Source organism: Mesorhizobium sp. M0910, from assembly GCF_040319465.1.
In the GTDB taxonomy this organism is placed as follows: Bacteria; Pseudomonadota; Alphaproteobacteria; order Rhizobiales; family Rhizobiaceae; genus Mesorhizobium.
On record NZ_JAMYNZ010000006.1, the window covers coordinates 233,304 to 251,032 of the forward strand.

At 63.1% G+C, this 17,729-nt stretch carries 17 protein-coding genes; 2 read left to right on the forward strand and 15 right to left on the reverse strand.

The features are described 5' to 3' along the window. Positions 1 to 64: 64 nt before the first annotated feature. The 14 genes from lnt to NKH78_RS17215 all read right to left on the reverse strand — a co-directional run bounded on the left by lnt (position 65) and on the right by NKH78_RS17215 (position 13,962). Complete coding sequence (gene lnt, locus NKH78_RS17150; protein ID WP_352686826.1) at positions 65 to 1,651, reverse strand: apolipoprotein N-acyltransferase; 1,587 nt, start codon at positions 1,649 to 1,651, stop codon at positions 65 to 67. 69 nt (positions 1,652 to 1,720) lie between these two features. After that, a complete protein-coding gene (locus tag NKH78_RS17155) occupies positions 1,721 to 2,794 on the reverse strand; it encodes a hemolysin family protein (protein ID WP_352702339.1) in 1,074 nt (357 codons plus the stop codon). A 28-nt stretch (positions 2,795 to 2,822) separates the two neighbouring features. Further along, positions 2,823 to 3,320, reverse strand: coding sequence for an rRNA maturation RNase YbeY (gene ybeY, locus NKH78_RS17160; protein WP_352740329.1), 498 nt, complete (start codon positions 3,318 to 3,320; stop codon positions 2,823 to 2,825). Positions 3,321 to 3,337: 17 nt separating this feature from the next. Next, on the reverse strand, positions 3,338 to 4,330 hold the full coding sequence (locus NKH78_RS17165; RefSeq protein WP_352464821.1) for a PhoH family protein: 993 nt from the start codon (positions 4,328 to 4,330) through the stop codon (positions 3,338 to 3,340). A gap of 83 nt (positions 4,331 to 4,413) precedes the next feature. Next, entirely contained in the window at positions 4,414 to 5,823 is a 1,410-nt protein-coding gene (miaB, locus tag NKH78_RS17170) for a tRNA (N6-isopentenyl adenosine(37)-C2)-methylthiotransferase MiaB (RefSeq protein WP_352883345.1), read from the reverse strand. A gap of 62 nt (positions 5,824 to 5,885) precedes the next feature. Beyond that, a complete protein-coding gene (gene olsA / locus NKH78_RS17175) occupies positions 5,886 to 6,686 on the reverse strand; it encodes a lyso-ornithine lipid O-acyltransferase (RefSeq protein WP_352702343.1) in 801 nt (266 codons plus the stop codon). A 21-nt stretch (positions 6,687 to 6,707) separates the two neighbouring features. Further along, on the reverse strand, positions 6,708 to 7,202 hold the full coding sequence (gene rimI / locus NKH78_RS17180) for a ribosomal protein S18-alanine N-acetyltransferase (RefSeq protein WP_352702345.1): 495 nt from the start codon (positions 7,200 to 7,202) through the stop codon (positions 6,708 to 6,710). Then, positions 7,202 to 7,894 carry a tRNA (adenosine(37)-N6)-threonylcarbamoyltransferase complex dimerization subunit type 1 TsaB gene (tsaB, locus tag NKH78_RS17185; protein WP_352702347.1) on the reverse strand — a complete coding sequence of 231 codons (693 nt, stop codon included), beginning with the start codon at positions 7,892 to 7,894 and terminating at the stop codon, positions 7,202 to 7,204. Before tsaB ends, rimI begins: the two co-directional genes overlap by 1 nt. Positions 7,895 to 8,053: 159 nt before the next feature. After that, a complete protein-coding gene (locus NKH78_RS17190; protein ID WP_352702349.1) occupies positions 8,054 to 9,160 on the reverse strand; it encodes a DUF1513 domain-containing protein in 1,107 nt (368 codons plus the stop codon). 2 nt (positions 9,161 to 9,162) lie between these two features. Next, positions 9,163 to 10,236, reverse strand: coding sequence for an imelysin family protein (locus NKH78_RS17195; protein WP_352740325.1), 1,074 nt, complete (start codon positions 10,234 to 10,236; stop codon positions 9,163 to 9,165). After that, positions 10,236 to 11,840: a di-heme oxidoreductase family protein gene (locus NKH78_RS17200; RefSeq protein WP_352740323.1), complete on the reverse strand. Its 1,605-nt coding sequence runs from the start codon at positions 11,838 to 11,840 to the stop codon at positions 10,236 to 10,238. Before NKH78_RS17200 ends, NKH78_RS17195 begins: the two co-directional genes overlap by 1 nt. 12 nt (positions 11,841 to 11,852) lie before the next feature. Beyond that, positions 11,853 to 12,338 (reverse strand): bacterioferritin, encoded by a 486-nt coding sequence (gene bfr / locus NKH78_RS17205; protein ID WP_023676883.1) that lies wholly within the window; start codon positions 12,336 to 12,338, stop codon positions 11,853 to 11,855. Further along, the gene (locus tag NKH78_RS17210) at positions 12,304 to 12,615 is read right to left on the reverse strand and encodes a (2Fe-2S)-binding protein (protein ID WP_352506130.1); all 312 of its coding nucleotides are present in this window, start codon (positions 12,613 to 12,615) and stop codon (positions 12,304 to 12,306) included. The genes bfr and NKH78_RS17210 overlap by 35 nt, the downstream gene beginning before the upstream one ends. A gap of 54 nt (positions 12,616 to 12,669) precedes the next feature. Then, positions 12,670 to 13,962 (reverse strand): imelysin family protein, encoded by a 1,293-nt coding sequence (locus tag NKH78_RS17215; protein WP_352740346.1) that lies wholly within the window; start codon positions 13,960 to 13,962, stop codon positions 12,670 to 12,672. 422 nt (positions 13,963 to 14,384) lie between these two features. Here NKH78_RS17215 and NKH78_RS17220 point away from each other — a divergent pair, with 422 nt between their 5' ends. Beyond that, entirely contained in the window at positions 14,385 to 15,635 is a 1,251-nt protein-coding gene (locus tag NKH78_RS17220; RefSeq protein WP_352740321.1) for an NAD(P)/FAD-dependent oxidoreductase, read from the forward strand. Positions 15,636 to 15,755: 120 nt separating this feature from the next. Then, positions 15,756 to 16,358 carry a sulfotransferase family protein gene (locus NKH78_RS17225; RefSeq protein WP_352644430.1) on the forward strand — a complete coding sequence of 201 codons (603 nt, stop codon included), beginning with the start codon at positions 15,756 to 15,758 and terminating at the stop codon, positions 16,356 to 16,358. A 63-nt stretch (positions 16,359 to 16,421) separates the two neighbouring features. Here the strand turns inward: NKH78_RS17225 and NKH78_RS17230 are convergent, their stop codons facing one another. After that, a complete protein-coding gene (locus NKH78_RS17230) occupies positions 16,422 to 17,699 on the reverse strand; it encodes a 4-aminobutyrate--2-oxoglutarate transaminase (protein ID WP_352740320.1) in 1,278 nt (425 codons plus the stop codon). Positions 17,700 to 17,729: the final 30 nt, after the last annotated feature.

A 17,729-nucleotide genomic window follows, 5' to 3' on the forward strand; every position in this document is an offset into this window, starting at 1 on the left:
AACGACCTTATCGACTTCGAAAATTTTCAGGCGCTTACAGTATGAGTTTCTAATGTGTCGGCTGTCAATTCGCCCGTAGCCTTTGCCTTACGTTCAAAATGCATGCCGCTACGGCGAGCAAAAACATGATCAGCATTCCGTTAATGCGTCGTTGGCTGGAGGAAACGATGGCTTGGTTGGAGATCGGCACACGCACATCGACGGCGCCGCGTGCATCGATTGCCAGCGCGTCGACGATGCGGCCGCGCGGGTCGACAACGGCCGAAATGCCGTTATTAGCCGCGCGCAACAGGGGTACCCCATTCTCCACCGCCCGGATCTGCGCCTGCCTGAAGTGCTGGTACGGCCCTGGCGTGTCGCCGAACCAGGCGTCATTGGTGACGTTCACAATAAGCTCGGCTGACGTTGCGTCAACCGCGACGAGATCGGAGAAGATGACCTCATAGCAAATAAATGGCAGCGCTCGGATCCCGCCGGGCAGCGTGATCGGGTGCCGCTCATTGCCCGCCGCGAAGGTCATCGGACCGGCAACAAGCTGCTCAAGCCCGAAGCGGCCGAGCAGATCGGCGAAAGGCAGATATTCGCCGAAGGGCACCAGGTGGACCTTGTCCACGGCATCGACGATTTCGCCCCTGTCGTCGATCGCCACGACCGAGTTGTAGTAACGGCTGCGGGCCGCCGAGCCGCCTTCCTCGCGAACGACGCCGGCAACCAGCATCTGGCCATCGCCAAGCATCTCTCCGATGGCAGGCAAGGCATCCGGACGTTCGGTGAACAGAAACGGCACCGAGGTCTCCGGCCACAGGATCAATTGCGGCCTGTTATGGCCGGGTTCCGGTGCCTTGGCCGAAAGCCCCATCATGGTAGCGAAGATGCGGTCACGCACCGAGGCATCCCATTTTTCCGTGAGATCGACGGCAGGTTGCACGATACGGACGTCGAGGCTATGGGCCGCCGGTTTTTCGGGGGCGGCGAGCCGGATATAACCGAAGCCGGCATGGGCGGCGACGAGAACGACAAGCAACGCCGCGCCCAGGCGAAGATGCTGGCGCGCCGCAAGCAGCGCCGGCAGCGCGAAGACGAAGACCGCCAGCGCGTTCATGCCGACCATGCCGGTCACCGAGACGCTCTGCATCAGCAAAGGCACCGGCATCGCCGCATAGCCGACGGCATTCCACGGAAAGCCGGTGAACAGGAAGCCGCGCAGCCATTCCGCCAGCGCAAAGCCGAAGGCGAGCGCGGCGATGCGGCCGATGTCGTTGCTCCACAACAGCCGGGCAACCACGGCAGCGAAACCGTAAAAGAAGGCCAGCGCGAGGGGGATGCCGACCACCGCGAACGGCAAGGCCCAGGCAAAGCTGTCGGCCTCGACCAGAAGCGCCGAGCCGACCCACCAGAGACCGGCAAGAAAGTAGCCGAAACCGAACCACCAGCCGACGGCGAAAGCCGGCCGCAAGCGCCGCAGAAAACCGTCCGAGGCTTCGCCGGTCGCGCCATCGAGAAGCCACACCAGCAGTGGGAACGAAACGAAGCAGACGGCGAAGAAATCGTAAGGCGCCTGGGCAAGAACCGCCAGCGCCCCGGCAAGAAACGCCACCAGCGCGCGCCGCCAGCCCCAAAGCAGAATTATCCGGCCGGCCTGGCGCTCCATCAATGCTTCCGAGTCGTGCGAATCAGGACGCAAGATTTATCAGGCCGCGGGCTTGCCTCCAAACAAACCCTAAGCCTGCTCGGTGCGCACGGCGCGGCGCCGCCGCTCGCCCTTCAAGGTCTCGACGATGCGCACGCGCTTGACGCGGCGCGGATCGGCGTCGAGCACATGGAACTCGAAGCCGGGTATGGCCTGCACCACTTCGCCGCGCGCCGGCACCCGGCCAAGCGTGTTGAAGATCATGCCGCCGATCGTGTCGACATATTCGCCGTGCTCGCCGGCGGCGAAATCCTCGCCGATCATCTTGGCGACATCGTCGATCTCGGCCTTGCCGTCGACGATGAAGACGCCTTCGCCGGCCTGTGTAATCATCGGCTCGTCCTCGTCGTGCTCGTCCTCGATGTCGCCGACCACCATCTCGACGATATCCTCGAGCGAGACGAGACCGTCGGTGCCGCCATATTCGTCGATGACCAGCGCCATCTGGGTGCGCGTCGTCTGCATCCGTCCCATCAGGTCAGAGGCGAGCATCGACGGCGGCACGAACAGCACCGGTCGGATCAGGTTGAGATCGCCGATGGTGCGCGCCAGATCGACCTGGGCGAGATCGAGAACCGTCGCGACCGGGGTTTTCCTGGTCGTCCTGCCCTTTCTGACGCGGGCGACCTTGGTGATATGCGCCAGCACGTCGCGGATATGAACCATGCCGCGCGGGTCGTCGAGCGTCTCCGAATAAACCGGCATGCGGGAGTGGCCGGACTGTTCGAACAGCCCCAGAAGATCGCCGAGCTTCGTCGTGATCTCGACCGCCTCGATGTCGGCGCGCGGCACCATGACGTCCTCGACCCGCACTTCGCGCAGGCGCAGGATGTTATTGAGCATGGCGCGTTCGCCGGGCGAGAAGGATTCTGCATCGCTCGCCGTTTCGGCAAGCGCACCGGCAATTTCCTCGCGCAGGCTGGTGCCGTTGCGATGCCTGAAAAGCCCGAGCACGCGATCGAACAGGGAAGGACCGGCAGGCGATGCCTCGGTGGCGAAGCTGCCGGTCGTGGTACTCGGACTCGAGCCCTCTTCCGTCGTTTCGGAAGGCTTGATCACACTGCCGGCGTCGGAGCGGGCGGCAGTCTCTGGTTTGTCGTTCATCATCGTCCGGTCAATTGGTCTTTTGTAATTACGTGTAGGGATCGGGAATGGCAAGCCTCGCAAGTGCTGCGCGCTCTGTCGCTTCCATCAGATCCGCTTCGGCATCCGTTTCGTGATCATAGCCCAGCAAATGCAGCAGGCCATGGATGACGAGATGGGAGATATGGTCCTCGACGGGCTTGTCTTCCAGTGCCGCCTCGCGCGCGACAGTCTCGGCGGCCAGCACGATGCCGCCGAGCATCGGCGGCAGAGGCCCGCCCCTGGTAAAGGGAAAAGCCGGAAAAGACAGGACGTTGGTCGGCTTGTCCTTGCCGCGCCAGCCGGCATTGAGCGTACGGATATGGGCATCGTCGGAGAAGACGATGCTGAGCTCGGAACGGCCGTCCGCACCGGTTTCGACAAAGGCGGCCGATACGGCGTGGTCGACCAGCCGCGTCAGCGTCGTCTCGTCGGGCCAGTCGCCCGCCTCTATGGCGATATCGATCTCGACGGGAAGCGGCCCTCCCGCCTTTTGCTCCTCAGCCATGCGGCCGCATAATCATATCAGCTTTCGACACCTAAGCCCCTGGCCAGCTTGCCGTCACGGTCGTAGGCCTTGACGATCTCGGCGACCAGCGGATGTCTGACGACGTCGCCTTCATTGAAGCGGACCGTCACCATGCCGGTAACGCCGTCGAGAATTCTCAGCGCCTCGACCAGGCCGGACTTGGTGTTCGGCGGCAGATCGATCTGGGTCGGATCACCGGTGACGATCATGCGCGAGTTCTCGCCGAGCCGGGTCAGGAACATCTTCATCTGCATCGGCGTGGTGTTCTGCGCCTCGTCGAGGATGACGGCGGCATGCGCCAGCGTACGGCCGCGCATGAACGCCAGCGGCGCGATCTCGATGACCTCGGCGGCAATCGCCCGCTCGACCTTGTCGGCCGGCATCATGTCGTAGAGCGCGTCATAGAGCGGCCGCAGATAGGGATCGACCTTCTCCTTCATGTCGCCCGGCAGAAAGCCAAGCCGTTCGCCGGCCTCGACCGCGGGGCGCGACAGCACAATGCGTTCGACCATGCCGCGTTCGAGCAGCATTGCCGCGTGCGCCACCGCCAGGTAGGTCTTTCCGGTGCCGGCCGGGCCGATGCCGAAGACGAGTTCCGACCGCTCCAGCGCGCGCATATAGGCGTCCTGGTTCAGCGAGCGGGCATAGATGGTCTTCTTGCGTGTCGATATCTGGGCGGCGGACACCTTGCCCTTGCGCTCCAGCGTCGGCAGCGTCAGCTGGTCGTCGGTGGCGATCGCCATGCGCACCGCACCGTCGACATCGGACTGGCCGATATCAGTGCCTTTCTGCAGAATGCCGTAAAGATTGTCCAAGGCGCGGCGTGCCTGCTCGGCGGCCGAGGAAGAGCCCTTGATGGTCAATTGGTTGCCACGCGAGCGGATGTCGACGCCGAGCTTCTGCTCGAGCCTGGCCAGATTCTCGTCGAACTGGCCGTAAAGGGCGCTGGCAAGCTTGTTATTGTCGAAAGTCAGTACGATGTGCGCCATATCCGAGGCCCCGGAGGGTAGATTCTGGGGCAGGTTCTTGACTTCAGCAGCGCTCAACCGTCTCTCCTCATCTGCCGAGGCCTTCAGGCCAATTCGGCGAACAGGCTGTTGTAGCCTGTCTTCGTGATTCGTACCCGGATAATGTCACCGATTTCGCCAGCCTTTTCATCAACAATAACCGGCTGCAGCCACGGCGAGCGGCCAACCTTCTGGCCGGCTTGGCGGCCCGGCTTTTCGATCAGCGTGTCGATGGTCTTGCCGACCAGGCTTGCGCCGAAATGCTGCTGCTGTTTCAGAAGCAGCGCTTGCAATCGCTGCAGGCGCTCGTCCTTGACGGCCTCCGGCACCTGATCGTTCATTTCGGCGCCCGGCGTGCCGGGCCGCGGAGAGTATTTGAACGAGAAGGCCGAGGCATAGTTGACGTCTTCCACCAACTGCATCGTCGCCTCGAAATCCGCTTCCGTCTCACCGGGAAAGCCGACGATAAAATCGCCGGACAGTGCGATGTCGTTCCGCGCGGCACGGATGCGGTCGATCAACGTCAGGTAGTCCTTGGCCATATGCCTGCGGTTCATCGCCTTGAGTATGCGGTCGGAGCCGGATTGCACCGGTAAATGTAGATAGGGCATCAGCGCAGGCAAATCACGATGGGCGGCGATCAATTCATCGTCCATGTCGCGCGGATGGCTGGTCGTGTAGCGCAGCCGCGCCAGACCTGGAATCTCTGCGAGCCTGAACAGCAGCCGGCCAAGGCCCCATTCCTCGCTGTCTTCGCCTCTTCCATGCCAGGCGTTGACGTTCTGGCCGAGCAGCGTCACCTCGCGCACGCCGGCATCCGCCAGGCGCTCGGCCTCGGCGACGATCTGTGCCACCGGCCGCGAGACTTCCGAGCCGCGCGTATAGGGCACGACACAGAAGGTGCAGAATTTGTCGCAGCCTTCCTGAACGGTCAAGAACGCCGTCACGGCGCGCCTGATCAGTTCGGCGCGCTTGGGCTGCGGCAGATGTTCGAACTTGTCCTCGACGGCATAGTCGGTCTCGACGATCTTTTCTCCGCTCCGCGCCTTCGCCAGCACAGCGGGCAGCCGGTGGTAGGTCTGCGGGCCGATGACCAGATCGACCGCCGGCGAGCGACGGATGATCTCGGCACCCTCGGCCTGCGCCACGCAGCCGGCGACGCCGACCAGCATTTCGCGCCCGGCCTTGGCACGTTCCGCCTTCAACTCCCGGATGCGCCCAAGTTCGGAATAGACCTTTTCCGCCGCTTTCTCACGGATGTGGCAGGTGTTGAGCAGCACCAGATCGGCCTCGCCAATGGCGTCTGTCGCGGCATAGCCGTCGGTCGCCAGAGCATCGGTCATGCGCTGCGAATCGTAGACGTTCATCTGGCAGCCATAGGTCTTGACGAAGACCTTCCTGGTCGCGGCAGGCGGAACGACCAGGTCTTCGGCGGCAGCGCCGATGTCGTCGCGTTCTATCGTGTTCAATTCCATTTCGCGGCTTCTAGCGCCTTTCCCTGACAAAAAACAGACGAATCTGGCCGGTACCGCGCAGACTACCGGCTCGGGCGCGGTTCGGCGAGCGCCGCCTGCACCATCTCGCGCACCTGGCGTTCCATCTGCTTTGCCGTCTCCTTGCGGCTGGAGCCCTTGGAGAAAGCAATCGCTTCGCCAAAATGCACCTCGACGTCGAGAGCGCCCTCGGCCATCAGCACCCTGAGGTGCGGCATCAGTTCCTCATCGCCGATCCAGGCGGCAACCGGCCGATGCCGGCGGCCGAGTGGCACGCCATGCAGGCGCGTATAAACGATCGCCACCGGCTGGATGAAGACCTGTTCGGCCGCCCCTTCAGCAATCGCCATCGTAGCGGCGCCGAACAGTGTGCTCTTGAACGGCAGGATCATGTTGCCGTCGCCGGTTGAGCCTTCGGCGAACAGCACCATGGCGTCCCCCTTGGCCATCCGGCGGGCGATCTCGCTCGCCTGGTCGCCCGACGAACGTTTGCGCTCACGTTCGATGAAGACGGTGCGTTGCAGTTTCGAGAGCATGCCGATCAGCGGCCAGCCGGCCATATCGGCCCTGGCGATGAACGTCACGTCGACCATCGATCCCAGCACCATGATGTCGGTCCAGGAGATGTGGTTGGCAGCAATCAGCAATGGGCGTTGGCCGGATAGCGCGCCTTTGACATGGATGCGCAGCCCGAGCGCCCTGATGATCATCCTGTGCCAGATCTTCAGGATGAAGGTCTCGCGCCAGAGCCCGGTCTTCATCGACAAGACCTGCAGCGGCACAAGCACCAATGAGCCGACGACAACCAGCCCCAGCGCCAGGAAAATCCTGATTTTTCCTATCATCCGCACCACCCCGGCGTTTGGCTAGCGAAGATCGCGGCGCATGACAAGCGCGCCGGTCGGGCCGTGCTCCGGCGACTTGTAATAGTTGGCGCGCTTGCCGACCTCGCGGAAGCCGAGCCGCCGGTAGAGCGCGATCGCGGCGACGTTGGTCTCGTCGACCTCAAGGAAAAGCGCCTCGGCGCGCTGTGCGTGCAGTTCACGCAGCACCGCATCCATCAACTGCCAGCCGAGCCCCCGGCGCCGGTGCGAGCGTGCCACCGCGACCGTCAGGACCTCCCCCTCGCCGGCGGCCAGCCGCGCCAGCACGAAGCCGACCGGCGGCTTGGCACCCTGTCCGGTCTCGCGCGCGGCATAGCCGAACACCGTATCCTGCTCGAGCAGCGCGGCGAATTCGTCGTCGGTCCACGGCCGCGCGAAATCCTCGCGATGCAGCACCGACATGGCCGCGCTGTCGGCAACCGTCAGCGGCTCGAGCGCATAGTCCCTGCGACGCGGCTGGAGGAAGGGAATGCGCATCAGTTTTTTTGCCTCGACAAAACAAAGCCGGCCTGCGGCTTGGCGTCGGCACCCCGCAGATAGAGCGGTTTCGGCTTTTCGCCCTCGCCGTGTTTACCGGCACCTTGGGCCGCGGCCAGCCGGGCATAGACGCCGATGTCGGCGGTGGCCGCCGTCTCGCCGAGATCGAAGCTGCGTCCGGCCGCCGCGGCAATTTGGGTTGCCGCCGTGCCCGCCAGAACCGGAGAGATGTCGATCGCCATGGCTGCGGCTTGCGAGAGCGTGGCCACAGCCGGACCATAGATCAGAACCGACCTCTCATCGTAAAGTGCCGCATGGATCTCCTCGCGGCCTGCATCGAGCGCTGCGAGCACGGCGCGGCGGGGAAATATCGCTGCGGTCTCTGCCGCCAGTGCCTCCAGAGTCGTCACGCCGATCGCCGGGATTTTCAGCGCCAGCGCCAGGCCGCGCGCCGCCGAGACGCCGACTCGCAGACCAGTGAAGGAGCCCGGACCCGTCGAAACGGCAATGGCGCCGAGGCCGGAATAGTCGGTTCTGCTGGTCCCCAACGCCTTTTCGATGACACCCATCAGATGCTCGGCATGACCCTTACCGAGATCGAGCACCGAACGGCCGAGTTCTTTCCCGGCCGCCGCGTCGTAGACGCAGGCGGCGCAGAGATTGGCGGCACAGTCGATGGCAAGCAATTTCATGAAGCGGCCGGTTGAGACAGGTTTGAAAACAGCTTCCCTCTGCCCGCCAGGGCTGATCCCTGCAAGGGAATAATGGATAAATCGTCAGGCGACTTGGCTTCGGCGCGCGTCCAAGAATGTAAGTTCCAACGCACGCAATCGCCACAATGGGTATCGGGACTAGCCGACCTGCTCGATACGCAGCACGTGATTGTCCCAGACATAGTCCGGCTCGGAACGTATCGAGCCACCGGACTCGACGATATCGCCGGCGCCGGTCGTCGCCATGAAGCTTTCCCCATCGGGCGCAACGCCGCAAACCTCGACCAGCACTTTGGTGGCGACGATGCGGCCGCTGGCCGTGTCGATCACGGCAAGCGAATTCCCCTCAGGCGAAGACACGGCGACGGTGCCGGCGGCAGGGTTGGCGGCGACCGAGCCGATATAGTTCCTGAAGCCGGAGAGCACGTCCTGCGGCATATCGAGCAATTGCAACTCCTTGCCGCGCGGCGCGCGGCCGAGCAGTGGGGGACGATTGTTACCCGGCCCCCTGTACTGACAGCCGAACCAGACGGTGCCGGACCGGTCGGCATCCATATGGCGGATCGACAGTTGGTGTAGCGCCGGCGGCAATTCGTGCTTTTCGGTGAGATCGCCGGTAAGGCGGTCGACCAGAACATAGGAAGGCTTCATCGTTGCGATATTGAGCTCGGCGCGGCCATAATCCGGATGCGTCTCGATGCCGCCATTGGCGACAGCGATTGTCCTGCCGTCGGAGAGAAGCAGAAGTTCGTGCGGCCCCATGCCGTAGGTCGGGAACTCGCCGATACGCTTGAATTTCGCATGCGCGTCATAGACGCCGACGACGCCGGCGGCATTGTCGAAATCGTTCTCGGTTGCGTAGAGCAGCGTGCCATCGGCCGAAAACACGCCATGGCCGAAGAAATGCCGGCCGGCAACGCTGGCAATGGTGTGCGGTTCATCGCGGCCGGTATGGTCGAAGACGACAGCAAAGGTGCCCGGCTGCCTGGCAAACACCACCGAACGCTTAGACACCGGGTCGAAGGTAACGTCGTGGCCCCGATCGGGCAGATCGATCGTGTGCAACAACTTGCCGGCCTCGGACAGGACGGCCGCGCCATAGCTGCCGTCGCGCTTGACGAAAGCCGTGGCGAAGACCGCGTCGGCGTCGAGTGTATTTGCCCAGGCCGACGGCGCCATCGCCGCCACGAAACCAGCGCCCGCGGCCCTCAGGAAATCGCGCCGATCGATCAGCGGCGTCTTCATGATCAGTCGCCATCCAGTGACGAGAACCCGGCGGTCAGGCCGAATTCGGCGGTCAGCCTGGTGCCGATCAGGGCCGTCAGGCTGGATGTCACCAGTGCGAAGTAGTCGAGCTTCTGGCGCAACGTCGGATCGGCTAGTGCCTTGTCGATCGGACCCCTGATCGCCTTGGCGGCCTCGTTCCCGTTGGTGAATTGGATGTGGACCGATTCCGCCATCCAGCGTGCATCAGGCGGCAGCGCATCGCCAAGGTGGGAGGCCTGGAACAGCGCATCCACGCCCGCCAGATTGCCGGTCAGCGAGCGTGCGGTGTTCTGCGAGCGCCAATAAATCGCCTGTTTCGGTTTGTCGGCCTCCGGCTTGGCGCCCAGGAAGCCTTTCAGGCGCACGTCGCGAACCATTTCCAACTCGTTGATGAAGACGCCGACCAGTTCGGTCACCGCTTCAGTGCCGTCGTGATAGAGCGCGTTCTGCGGACCGGGATTGGCCCAGAGCGCGGCAAAGCCGTCGGGCTTGTTCCAGGCCTCGCCGACCTCGCCGGCAATCGTCTCGACATTGCCGGCAATGGCTGCACCATAGGCGCAGCGATAGGCGTCGCCCTTGCCGGCCAATTGACCGGCCCCATCGCCGTAGAGCACGAACTCCAATGCGCCGAGCCCTTGCATGGCGACACTCTTTGTCGCCAGTTGGGCCGGATCGGCGGCCGCCGGATCGTTGCCGGCCAGTGCTGCCTGCACCTGCTTCAGGCCGATGCTCTTGCGGTCCGGCCAAAACAGCATGCGCTCAAGCCGGTTGTTTTCGGCGATCGGCCCGAAACGGATGATTTCCACCACCGACCAGGCATCCACGACGCCTGAGAATTCGGCGCGTGCCGCATCGAGAGTATCTTGCGAAGGCGCCTGGCAAAGCGCGTGCATGGTCTTGGCCAAGCTGTCCGCATGGTCATGCAGCCTGGCATAGGCCGGGCGGACGAAGCCGTCGATCGCCCGCTGGATCACATCCGAAGCCTTCACTGCGGCGGATGCCGACAGCGCATCGGCGAGGACCAGCATCAGCGCGAGTGCAAGACGCTTCCGCATCAGAGCGACTCCAGAAACTTGATCAGCGCGGCGCGTTCGGCCGCATTGGCAGCGGCAAAGCGGTCACGCGCTTTCTGGCCCTCGCCGCCATGCCACAGGATTGCCTCTGCCAGGCTGCGTGCGCGCCCGTCATGCAGGAAGAAGGTGTTGCCGCTGACGGTCTGGGTGAGCCCGATGCCCCACAGCGGCGGCGTGCGCCATTCGCTTCCCCTGGCCTCGCCCACCGCCTGTCCGTCGGCAAGGCCGGGTCCCATGTCATGCAGCAGGAAATCGGAATAAGGCCAGATCAGCTGGAAGGCCTGCGCTTTGTTCGGGGTGCCGCGACGGGTGACGAATTTCGGCGTATGGCAGGAGATGCAGCCCATATCGTAGAACAGTTTTTTGCCGGCGAGCACGTCCGGTCTGTCGAGATCGCGCCGAGCCGGCACGGCAAGGTTTTGCGAATAGAAGGTCACGAGGTCCATGACCGGCGGCGGCGCTTCGACCGGACCGAGGCGCTCCTGCACACCGTTGGGTAGGGCAAGGCAGGTCTTTTCTGCGGCGCTGCAATCGCCCCAGTGCCTCGGCACCTCAGGCGTCGAAATGCCGATATCGCCGGCAAAAGCGTCCGCCGATTGCTGACGGATCGAAGCCGCCTGCGCCTTCCAGCCGAAACGGCCGAGCGTCAGTTCACCGCTGCTGCCGTCGCGTATTATGTTGGGCCTGCCGGAAATCCCGTCACCATCGCGGTCGGTCGCGTCGGCATGCGCAAGGATGTCGGCAGGAGCGATCTGCTCGACCAGGCCAAGGCCGATCATCGGCGGTGTCATGCGCGGCGACAGCGTGGTGTGCGGATCGAGCGGCCCGTAGGCGAGACCCTCGACCGAATAGCTCGGCTTGCGCAGCGACACGACGCTGCCGTCCGCCAGTTTTACTTTTTGCTCCTGATAATCGACATGCATCCTGCCTTCGCCCTGCAGGCCGGGAACGGCTAGCTCCTGAAGTTGTGTGCCATAGACCGGGTCGGGAAAGTTGAGCACCTTGTGATCGGCGAGCGCGGCTTTCTCCTCCTCGGTACTGGCTTCCCTTGCCAGGCGCAGGAACATCGAGGTGGTGCCGCTGTCCCCTTCGGGCGGATGGCCGCGGCCGTCCTTCAGATGACAGTTTTGGCAGGCGCGCTCGTTGAACAGCGGACCGAGCCCATCCGAGGCTTGTGTCGAGGATGGCGACGACACCCAGTTCTTGCGGAAAATGGCATTGCCGAGCTTGAAGGTACCCTCTTCCGCAAAGCCGATGTTGGCGGAGGATTGCGAGAAGGCATCCTTGTTGACGTCCTTCTTCGAGGTGCCGGCGCCGCCCTGCATCAATTCGAATTGCTCGGGCTTGGAGAAATCGCTGGTCGGCCTGGTGATCGCGATGACGCGCGCCAGATCCTTCGGCGTCAGATCGGTGCGGCTGGTGGCAAGCCCCGCCGGTTGCGGCGCTCCGGCCAGCGCCGAGGCTGTGAGCGTCGCCACCACGGCAAGAAAAGGGCCGCGAAGGATCCCGTACCGCGGCTTCTTCTGAGGCGGCAGGCCGCAATCTTCGGCCGGCAAGCGGCGCAAGAAATCTAGGGGGCGCCGCATTCCGGCATGTCCTTATTCCGCCTCGTCGGCCGACGCTGCGTTGAGTTGGCCGTACTTTTCCTCGCCGATGGAGGCGAGCAGGTCGAGTTGCGTCTCGAGGAAGTCGATGTGACCTTCCTCGTCAGCCAGCAATTCCTCGAACAGCTTCATCGTCACGTAGTCGCCTGCTTCGTTGCAAACCTCGCGCGAACGCTTGTAGGCGGTGCGCGCGTCATATTCGCCGGCAAGATCGGATTCGAGCACTTCCTTGACATTCTGCCCGATACGCAGCGGCGCCACGGACTGCAGGTTCGGATGGCCCTCAAGGAAGATGATGCGCGCCACGAGCCGGTCGGCATGGTGCATTTCTTCGATCGATTCAGCGCGTTCCTTCTTCGCCAGCTTGGCGTATCCCCAGTCTTCCAGCAGCCGGAAATGCACCCAATATTGATTGACCGCTCCAAGTTCCAGAAACAGAGCCTCGTTAAGCCGCTCTATGATCTGCTGTTCGCCTTTCATGGATTCTGCTCCCGTATTGGACGCGCAGGCCTCTGACGCGATCCAGGTGTGAAACGATGTCCACGCCGCTCGCCGCCGAGCGGGCGTGATAATTTTCGGTGACCCGAATGATCGTTTCGACCACATTTGGGAAGCAGCCGCAACAGCGACCGCGCTTGTGCATGGCATGGTAGACCTTCGCCGGCACGATCAGCTGCCAGGGGTCCTCATCCAGCAGTCCGACGATCGTCTGCTCTATCTCCTTTTCGGTGATGATGTTGCAATGGCAGATCAGCATTTGTCGCTCTGGCTAACGGCGCTCATTGCGCCGCGTGGCTGTTGGTTTCGAAGTTTACTGGAACACCTTGTCCGGTGAATCGAGGCTGTCCGAGCCCTCGAAGGCGATGGCATTGAGCTTCAGGGTGCCGACGGCGCGTTCGATCGACTTGGTCTGATCGACCAGCGCGTCGATCGCCGCCTGCACGGTGGCGTTGCCGTCAGCGTTACCCTCGGCGATCTGCTGGTCATAGGCCTCGCCGGCAAGCGCCCGCGCCTTGATGGCCTCCATCTTGGCGATGGTGATATCCAGTTTAGCCGACAATTCCTTGTCGATCGCCGGATCGGCCGCCTTGACCATGTCGGCCACCGACGGCCCCTCGACGACAGTGCCGTCAAGCCGCGTGTAGCTGCCGTGATAGGCGGCACGGATGCCGATCGCATCGTAGAGATGGGAGTTGTAGGTGTTGTCGGAGAAGCAATCATGCTCCTCTTCCGGATCGTGCAGCAAAAGGCCGAGCTTCATCCGCTCGCCGGCGAGTTCGCCATAGGACAGCGAGCCCATCCCGGTGAAGATGGTCGAAATGGCGGCGTTCGGCTCGCCATCGACAAGGTTCTTGCGGGCGGCGCCGCCTTCCTTCCAGTAGTCGACCATATCCTTTAGATCGGAAACCAGAAGGTCGCTCGCCGATTTCAGGTATCGCGCCCGACGGTCGCAATTGCCGCCGGTGCAATTGGCGAGGTCGTAATCGGTGTAGGGCCGCTCGCCGGCGCCCGGACCGGTTCCGTGCAGGTCCTGACCCCAAAGCAGGAATTCGATGGCGTGATAGCCGGTCGCCACATTGGCCTCGATACCGCCGGCCTCCTGCAGGGTGCCGGAGAGGAACTCCGGCGTCAGATTGGTGGCGTCGACCTTCTTGCCGTTGATCTCGATCGACTTATTGGCGATCACATTGGCGGTGTATAAAGCGTTGGCATCCGACTCGGTGCCGTAGCCCTTGGCGACATAGTCGATCAAGCCCTCGTCGAGCGGCCAGGAGTTCACCTTGCCTTCCCAGTCGTCGACGATGGCATTGCCGAAGCGATAGACCTCGGTCTGCTGATAGGGAACGCGCGATGCCTTCCAGGCCTCGCGGGCGGCGTTCAGCGTCTCGGCCGATGGCTTGGCGAGCAGCGCATCGACAGCCTTGTCGAGCGCCTCGGCCGTGATCAGCGAATCCTCGTATTTGGCGAGCGCGATGTCGGAATAGGTCTTGATGACCGCCTTGGCATCGGTTTGCGCCTTGGCCGGCAGCACGAACACCGCCGCCGTGAGCATCGCGGTGGCGCCGATCGCCGCAAGCCTGCCGCCATACCGTGCCGTGATCATCGTTCTCATGACTGTCTCTCCTCGGGAATCAATGAAATGCCGGCGCCGCGGCGGGCAGCTGCCAGCGGGCAAAGAAGGGTCGCGCCATCGCGCGGTTCGCGGAAGAAAGACACCGAAATGCCTCCAATCGAAAGGGTTCAAGGCCCAGACATCAAAGGGATGCGCTGACGCGCGAGCTTCCATAAAACGGCGAAGACACCGGATGTCAACTGGTGGCGTAGAAAAAATTCAATTGAAACAATAGTTTAGAATTATTCTAAACTAGAACTGTCAACTTTAACACCGATGTATAGGAATGCCGGCGCATGACGCGGTTGACAGGCGGCCGTTCCGGGTGCGACCCGGATCGGCGCTCTTGCGGCGGGACCAGACAATCGCCACCTGGCGGGACGTCCTAGATTTGGGTGAGGAATCGGGCTGTTATGAAGGTCGGGGTCGTCATTGTCGGTGCGGGTCATGCGGGCGTGCAAGCGGCCGCCAGTCTGCGCGAAGAAGGCTATGACGGGCCGGTAATCCTGATCGGCGACGAAAACGAATTGCCCTACCACAAGCCGCCGCTGTCGAAGACCTTCATCAAGGATCAGCAAGCAAAACCGCAGCCGTTGCGCGGCGAGGCTTTTTATACCGGCAGCGCCATCGACTACCGGCCAGGCCTCCGGGTCGAGCGGATCGACGTCGCCGGCCGCCGGCTGGAGATATCAGGCGGCGTGCTGCCGTTCGACCGGCTGATCCTCGCCACCGGCGCGCGTCCGCGCCTGCTGCCGCTGCCGGGTTCGAAGCTTTCTGGCGTTGTGTCGCTGCGCTCGCTCATTGATGCCCGCCTGATCCGCGAATTGAGCGCGCAAAGCGAGGAGGTCGTCATCCTCGGCGGCGGCTTCATCGGCCTTGAGATTGCCGCAACGCTCACCGCCGCCGGCCGCAAGGTCACGGTGGTCGAGGCGGTTGACCGGCTGCTCGGCCGCGCCGTGGCGCCGGTGATCGCCGGCCATGTGCGCCAGCGGCTGGAGGCGACCGGTGTGCGCATTCTTACCGGCACCACCATCGAACGGCTGGAGGGCGAGAACGGCCGTGTTTCGGCTGCAATCACCTCATCTGGCGAAGGATTGCCGGCGCAGATGGTCGTCATCGGCATTGGCGTCGTGCCGAATGTCGAATTGGCCGAAGCCGCCGGCATTGCCATCGCCAACGGCATCCGCGTCGACCAGCAGATGCGCACGTCGGTGCCGGAAATCCTCGCCATCGGCGACGCGGCGTCCTACCGGCACTGGTTCACAGGCGGCGACGTGCGGCTGGAATCGGTGCAGAACGCCACTGACCAGGCGCGGCTCGCCGCACGCACCATCGCCGGCCACACCGACAATTACTCGGCGGTGCCGTGGTTCTGGTCCGATATCGGCGACATGAAGCTGCAGATGGTCGGCCTGATTGCGGGCGGCGACAGCCATCTCGTGCTGGGCGACGTGGCCGAGAACAAATTCTCTATCTATCACTACGCCGAAAGCCGGCTGCTCGGCATCGAATCGGTCAACCGGCCCGGCGACCACATGCTTGGCCGCAAGATGCTCGGCGCCGGCTTTTCGCCGTCGCCGCAGATTGTCGCGACTGGGCCCGACGGGCTGAAGGCGGCGCTCGCCGCCTTCCAGGAAGAAGAGCCTGTCCGCGCTGCGGGATAAGATCAAACCCAATCACCCTGAATGACCTAGTCTAGTTCGACCGGGAGCTGACCTTCAAACATATAGCGAAGTAAAGGAAACAGCGGTATTTTGACCAATTGAAATCGTCGGGGGGTGCTCATGGCTCTATATGTCATTGGCGCAGGCATGGGTCGCACTGGCACATATTCGCTGAAGCTCGCGTTGGAGCATCTTGGGTTCGGGCCGTGTCATCACATGGCAGATGTCCACGCCAATCCCGAGCAGAAGACGCTGTGGCGCGCAGCCGGCCAGGGACAACTCCCGACCTGGGATGCGGCATATGCCGGCTATCTTTCGGCGGTCGATTGGCCAACGGCGCATTTTTGGCGCGAAGTGAGTGACCACTACCCTGATGCGAAGGTTATCCTGACAGTTCGTGACCCCGAAGCCTGGTATGACAGCATGGCGCAAACAATAGGGCTCACGATGGATGCTGCTACCAATGATCCACAGTCCTTTGGTGTGGCGGTGATTGGAAACACTGTCTTTGGCGGTCGATTTGATAACCGTGATCACGCAATCGCTGTCTATGAAGCACATAACGCTTCCGTGAAATCAACGCTGCCACCTGAACGCCTTCTTACTTATCAGGCCTCCGAAGGGTGGGAGCCGCTTTGTGCCTTTCTCGGTGTACAGTTGCCTTCCGAACCGTTTCCACGCACCAATTCGACTGCCGAATTTCGTGCTCGCATAGGGCGTTGAACGGCGGCTTGCCGCCTATCTCGGCCTTCGCCGCAGTTGAATCCCAGGCGATATCCTCGCCGCTTAGGCGGCGCGGGCGTCGCGGATCGAACTTTCCAGGATGTCGAGCGCCTCGTTCATGACGCCGTCCTGGATGGTGATCGGCGCGAGGAAGCGGATGACGTTGCCGTAGACGCCGCAGGTCAGCAGGATCAGACCCTTGTCGAGCGCCTTCAGCCGGACCGCATTGGCGAGTTCCGGCGACGGCAGGCCCTTCGTCACATCGTTGAACTCGACCGCGTTCATAAAGCCGGGGCCCCTGATATCGACGATCTCCGGCGCTTCGTCACGGATCGATTGCAGGCGCTGCTTCAGACGGTTGCCCAGCGTGTTGGCGCGGTCGCAGAGCTTCTCCTCGTCGATGACGTCAAGCACGGCATGCGCCGCGGCGACGCCGATCGGACTGCCGCCATAGGTGCCGCCGAGCCCGCCGGGATTCGGCGCATCCATGATCTCGGCACGTCCGGTGACCGCCGCCAGCGGAAAGCCGCCGGCAAGGCTCTTGGCCATGGTGGTGATGTCGGCCGCCACCTCGTGGTGGTCCATGGCGAACATCTTGCCGGTGCGGGCAAAGCCGGTCTGCACCTCGTCGGCGATCAGCAGCATGCCATGCTGGTCGCAGATCTTGCGCAATGCGGTCATGAAGTCGCGCGGCGCCTCGTAGAAGCCGCCCTCGCCCTGCACCGGCTCGACGATGATGGCGGCGACGCGGGCCGGATCGACATCGGCCTTGAACAGCCGGTCGAGCGCCGCCATCGAATCGGCGACCGAGACGCCGTGCAGCGCCACCGGGAACGGCGCATGGAAGACATCCGCCGGCATGGCGCCGAAGCCGACCTTGTAGGGCACGACCTTGCCGGTCAGTGCCATGCCCATGAAGGTGCGGCCGTGAAAGCCGCCGGAAAAAGCGATGACCGCCGGCCGGCCGGTGGCGTTACGGGCAATCTTGATAGCGTTCTCGACCGCCTCGGCGCCGGTGGTGACAAAAATCGTCTTCTTGTCGAACTTGCCGGGCAGCATGCCGTTCAGCCGTTCGGCCAGCCGGATATAGCTCTCGTAGGGCACGACCTGGTAGCAGGTATGGGTGAAGCGGTCGAGCTGCGCCTTGACCGCTTCGATGACCCTGGGGTGACGGTGGCCAGTGTTGACGACAGCGATACCGGACGAAAAATCGATATAGCGGCGGCCTTCGACGTCCCAGATTTCCGAGTTTTCGGCGCGATCGGCATAGATCTGAGTGGTCATGCCGACGCCGCGCGAAATCGACTGGTTCTTGCGTTCGGAAATGGCTGAATTTGTCATCGTATCCCTCACCGGACCGGCGCCCGCTCT

Coding starts and splice junctions, on each gene's coding strand:
- rimI (WP_352702345.1), bottom strand. CDS start 7,202: ATGCGCATTCCCTTCCTCCAGCCGCGTCGCAGGGACTATGCGCTCGAG.
- NKH78_RS17165 (WP_352464821.1), bottom strand. CDS start 4,330: ATGGCGCACATCGTACTGACTTTCGACAATAACAAGCTTGCCAGCGCC.
- NKH78_RS17155 (WP_352702339.1), bottom strand. CDS start 2,794: ATGAACGACAAACCAGAGACTGCCGCCCGCTCCGACGCCGGCAGTGTG.
- NKH78_RS17225 (WP_352644430.1), top strand. CDS start 15,756: ATGGCTCTATATGTCATTGGCGCAGGCATGGGTCGCACTGGCACATAT.
- lnt (WP_352686826.1), bottom strand. CDS start 1,651: ATGGAGCGCCAGGCCGGCCGGATAATTCTGCTTTGGGGCTGGCGGCGC.
- ybeY (WP_352740329.1), bottom strand. CDS start 3,320: ATGGCTGAGGAGCAAAAGGCGGGAGGGCCGCTTCCCGTCGAGATCGAT.
- NKH78_RS17200 (WP_352740323.1), bottom strand. CDS start 11,840: ATGCGGCGCCCCCTAGATTTCTTGCGCCGCTTGCCGGCCGAAGATTGC.
- NKH78_RS17230 (WP_352740320.1), bottom strand. CDS start 17,699: ATGACAAATTCAGCCATTTCCGAACGCAAGAACCAGTCGATTTCGCGC.
- bfr (WP_023676883.1), bottom strand. CDS start 12,338: ATGAAAGGCGAACAGCAGATCATAGAGCGGCTTAACGAGGCTCTGTTT.
- miaB (WP_352883345.1), bottom strand. CDS start 5,823: ATGGAATTGAACACGATAGAACGCGACGACATCGGCGCTGCCGCCGAA.
- NKH78_RS17220 (WP_352740321.1), top strand. CDS start 14,385: ATGAAGGTCGGGGTCGTCATTGTCGGTGCGGGTCATGCGGGCGTGCAA.
- NKH78_RS17195 (WP_352740325.1), bottom strand. CDS start 10,236: ATGCGGAAGCGTCTTGCACTCGCGCTGATGCTGGTCCTCGCCGATGCG.
- tsaB (WP_352702347.1), bottom strand. CDS start 7,894: ATGAAATTGCTTGCCATCGACTGTGCCGCCAATCTCTGCGCCGCCTGC.
- olsA (WP_352702343.1), bottom strand. CDS start 6,686: ATGATAGGAAAAATCAGGATTTTCCTGGCGCTGGGGCTGGTTGTCGTC.
- NKH78_RS17210 (WP_352506130.1), bottom strand. CDS start 12,615: ATGCTGATCTGCCATTGCAACATCATCACCGAAAAGGAGATAGAGCAG.
- NKH78_RS17190 (WP_352702349.1), bottom strand. CDS start 9,160: ATGAAGACGCCGCTGATCGATCGGCGCGATTTCCTGAGGGCCGCGGGC.
- NKH78_RS17215 (WP_352740346.1), bottom strand. CDS start 13,962: ATGATCACGGCACGGTATGGCGGCAGGCTTGCGGCGATCGGCGCCACC.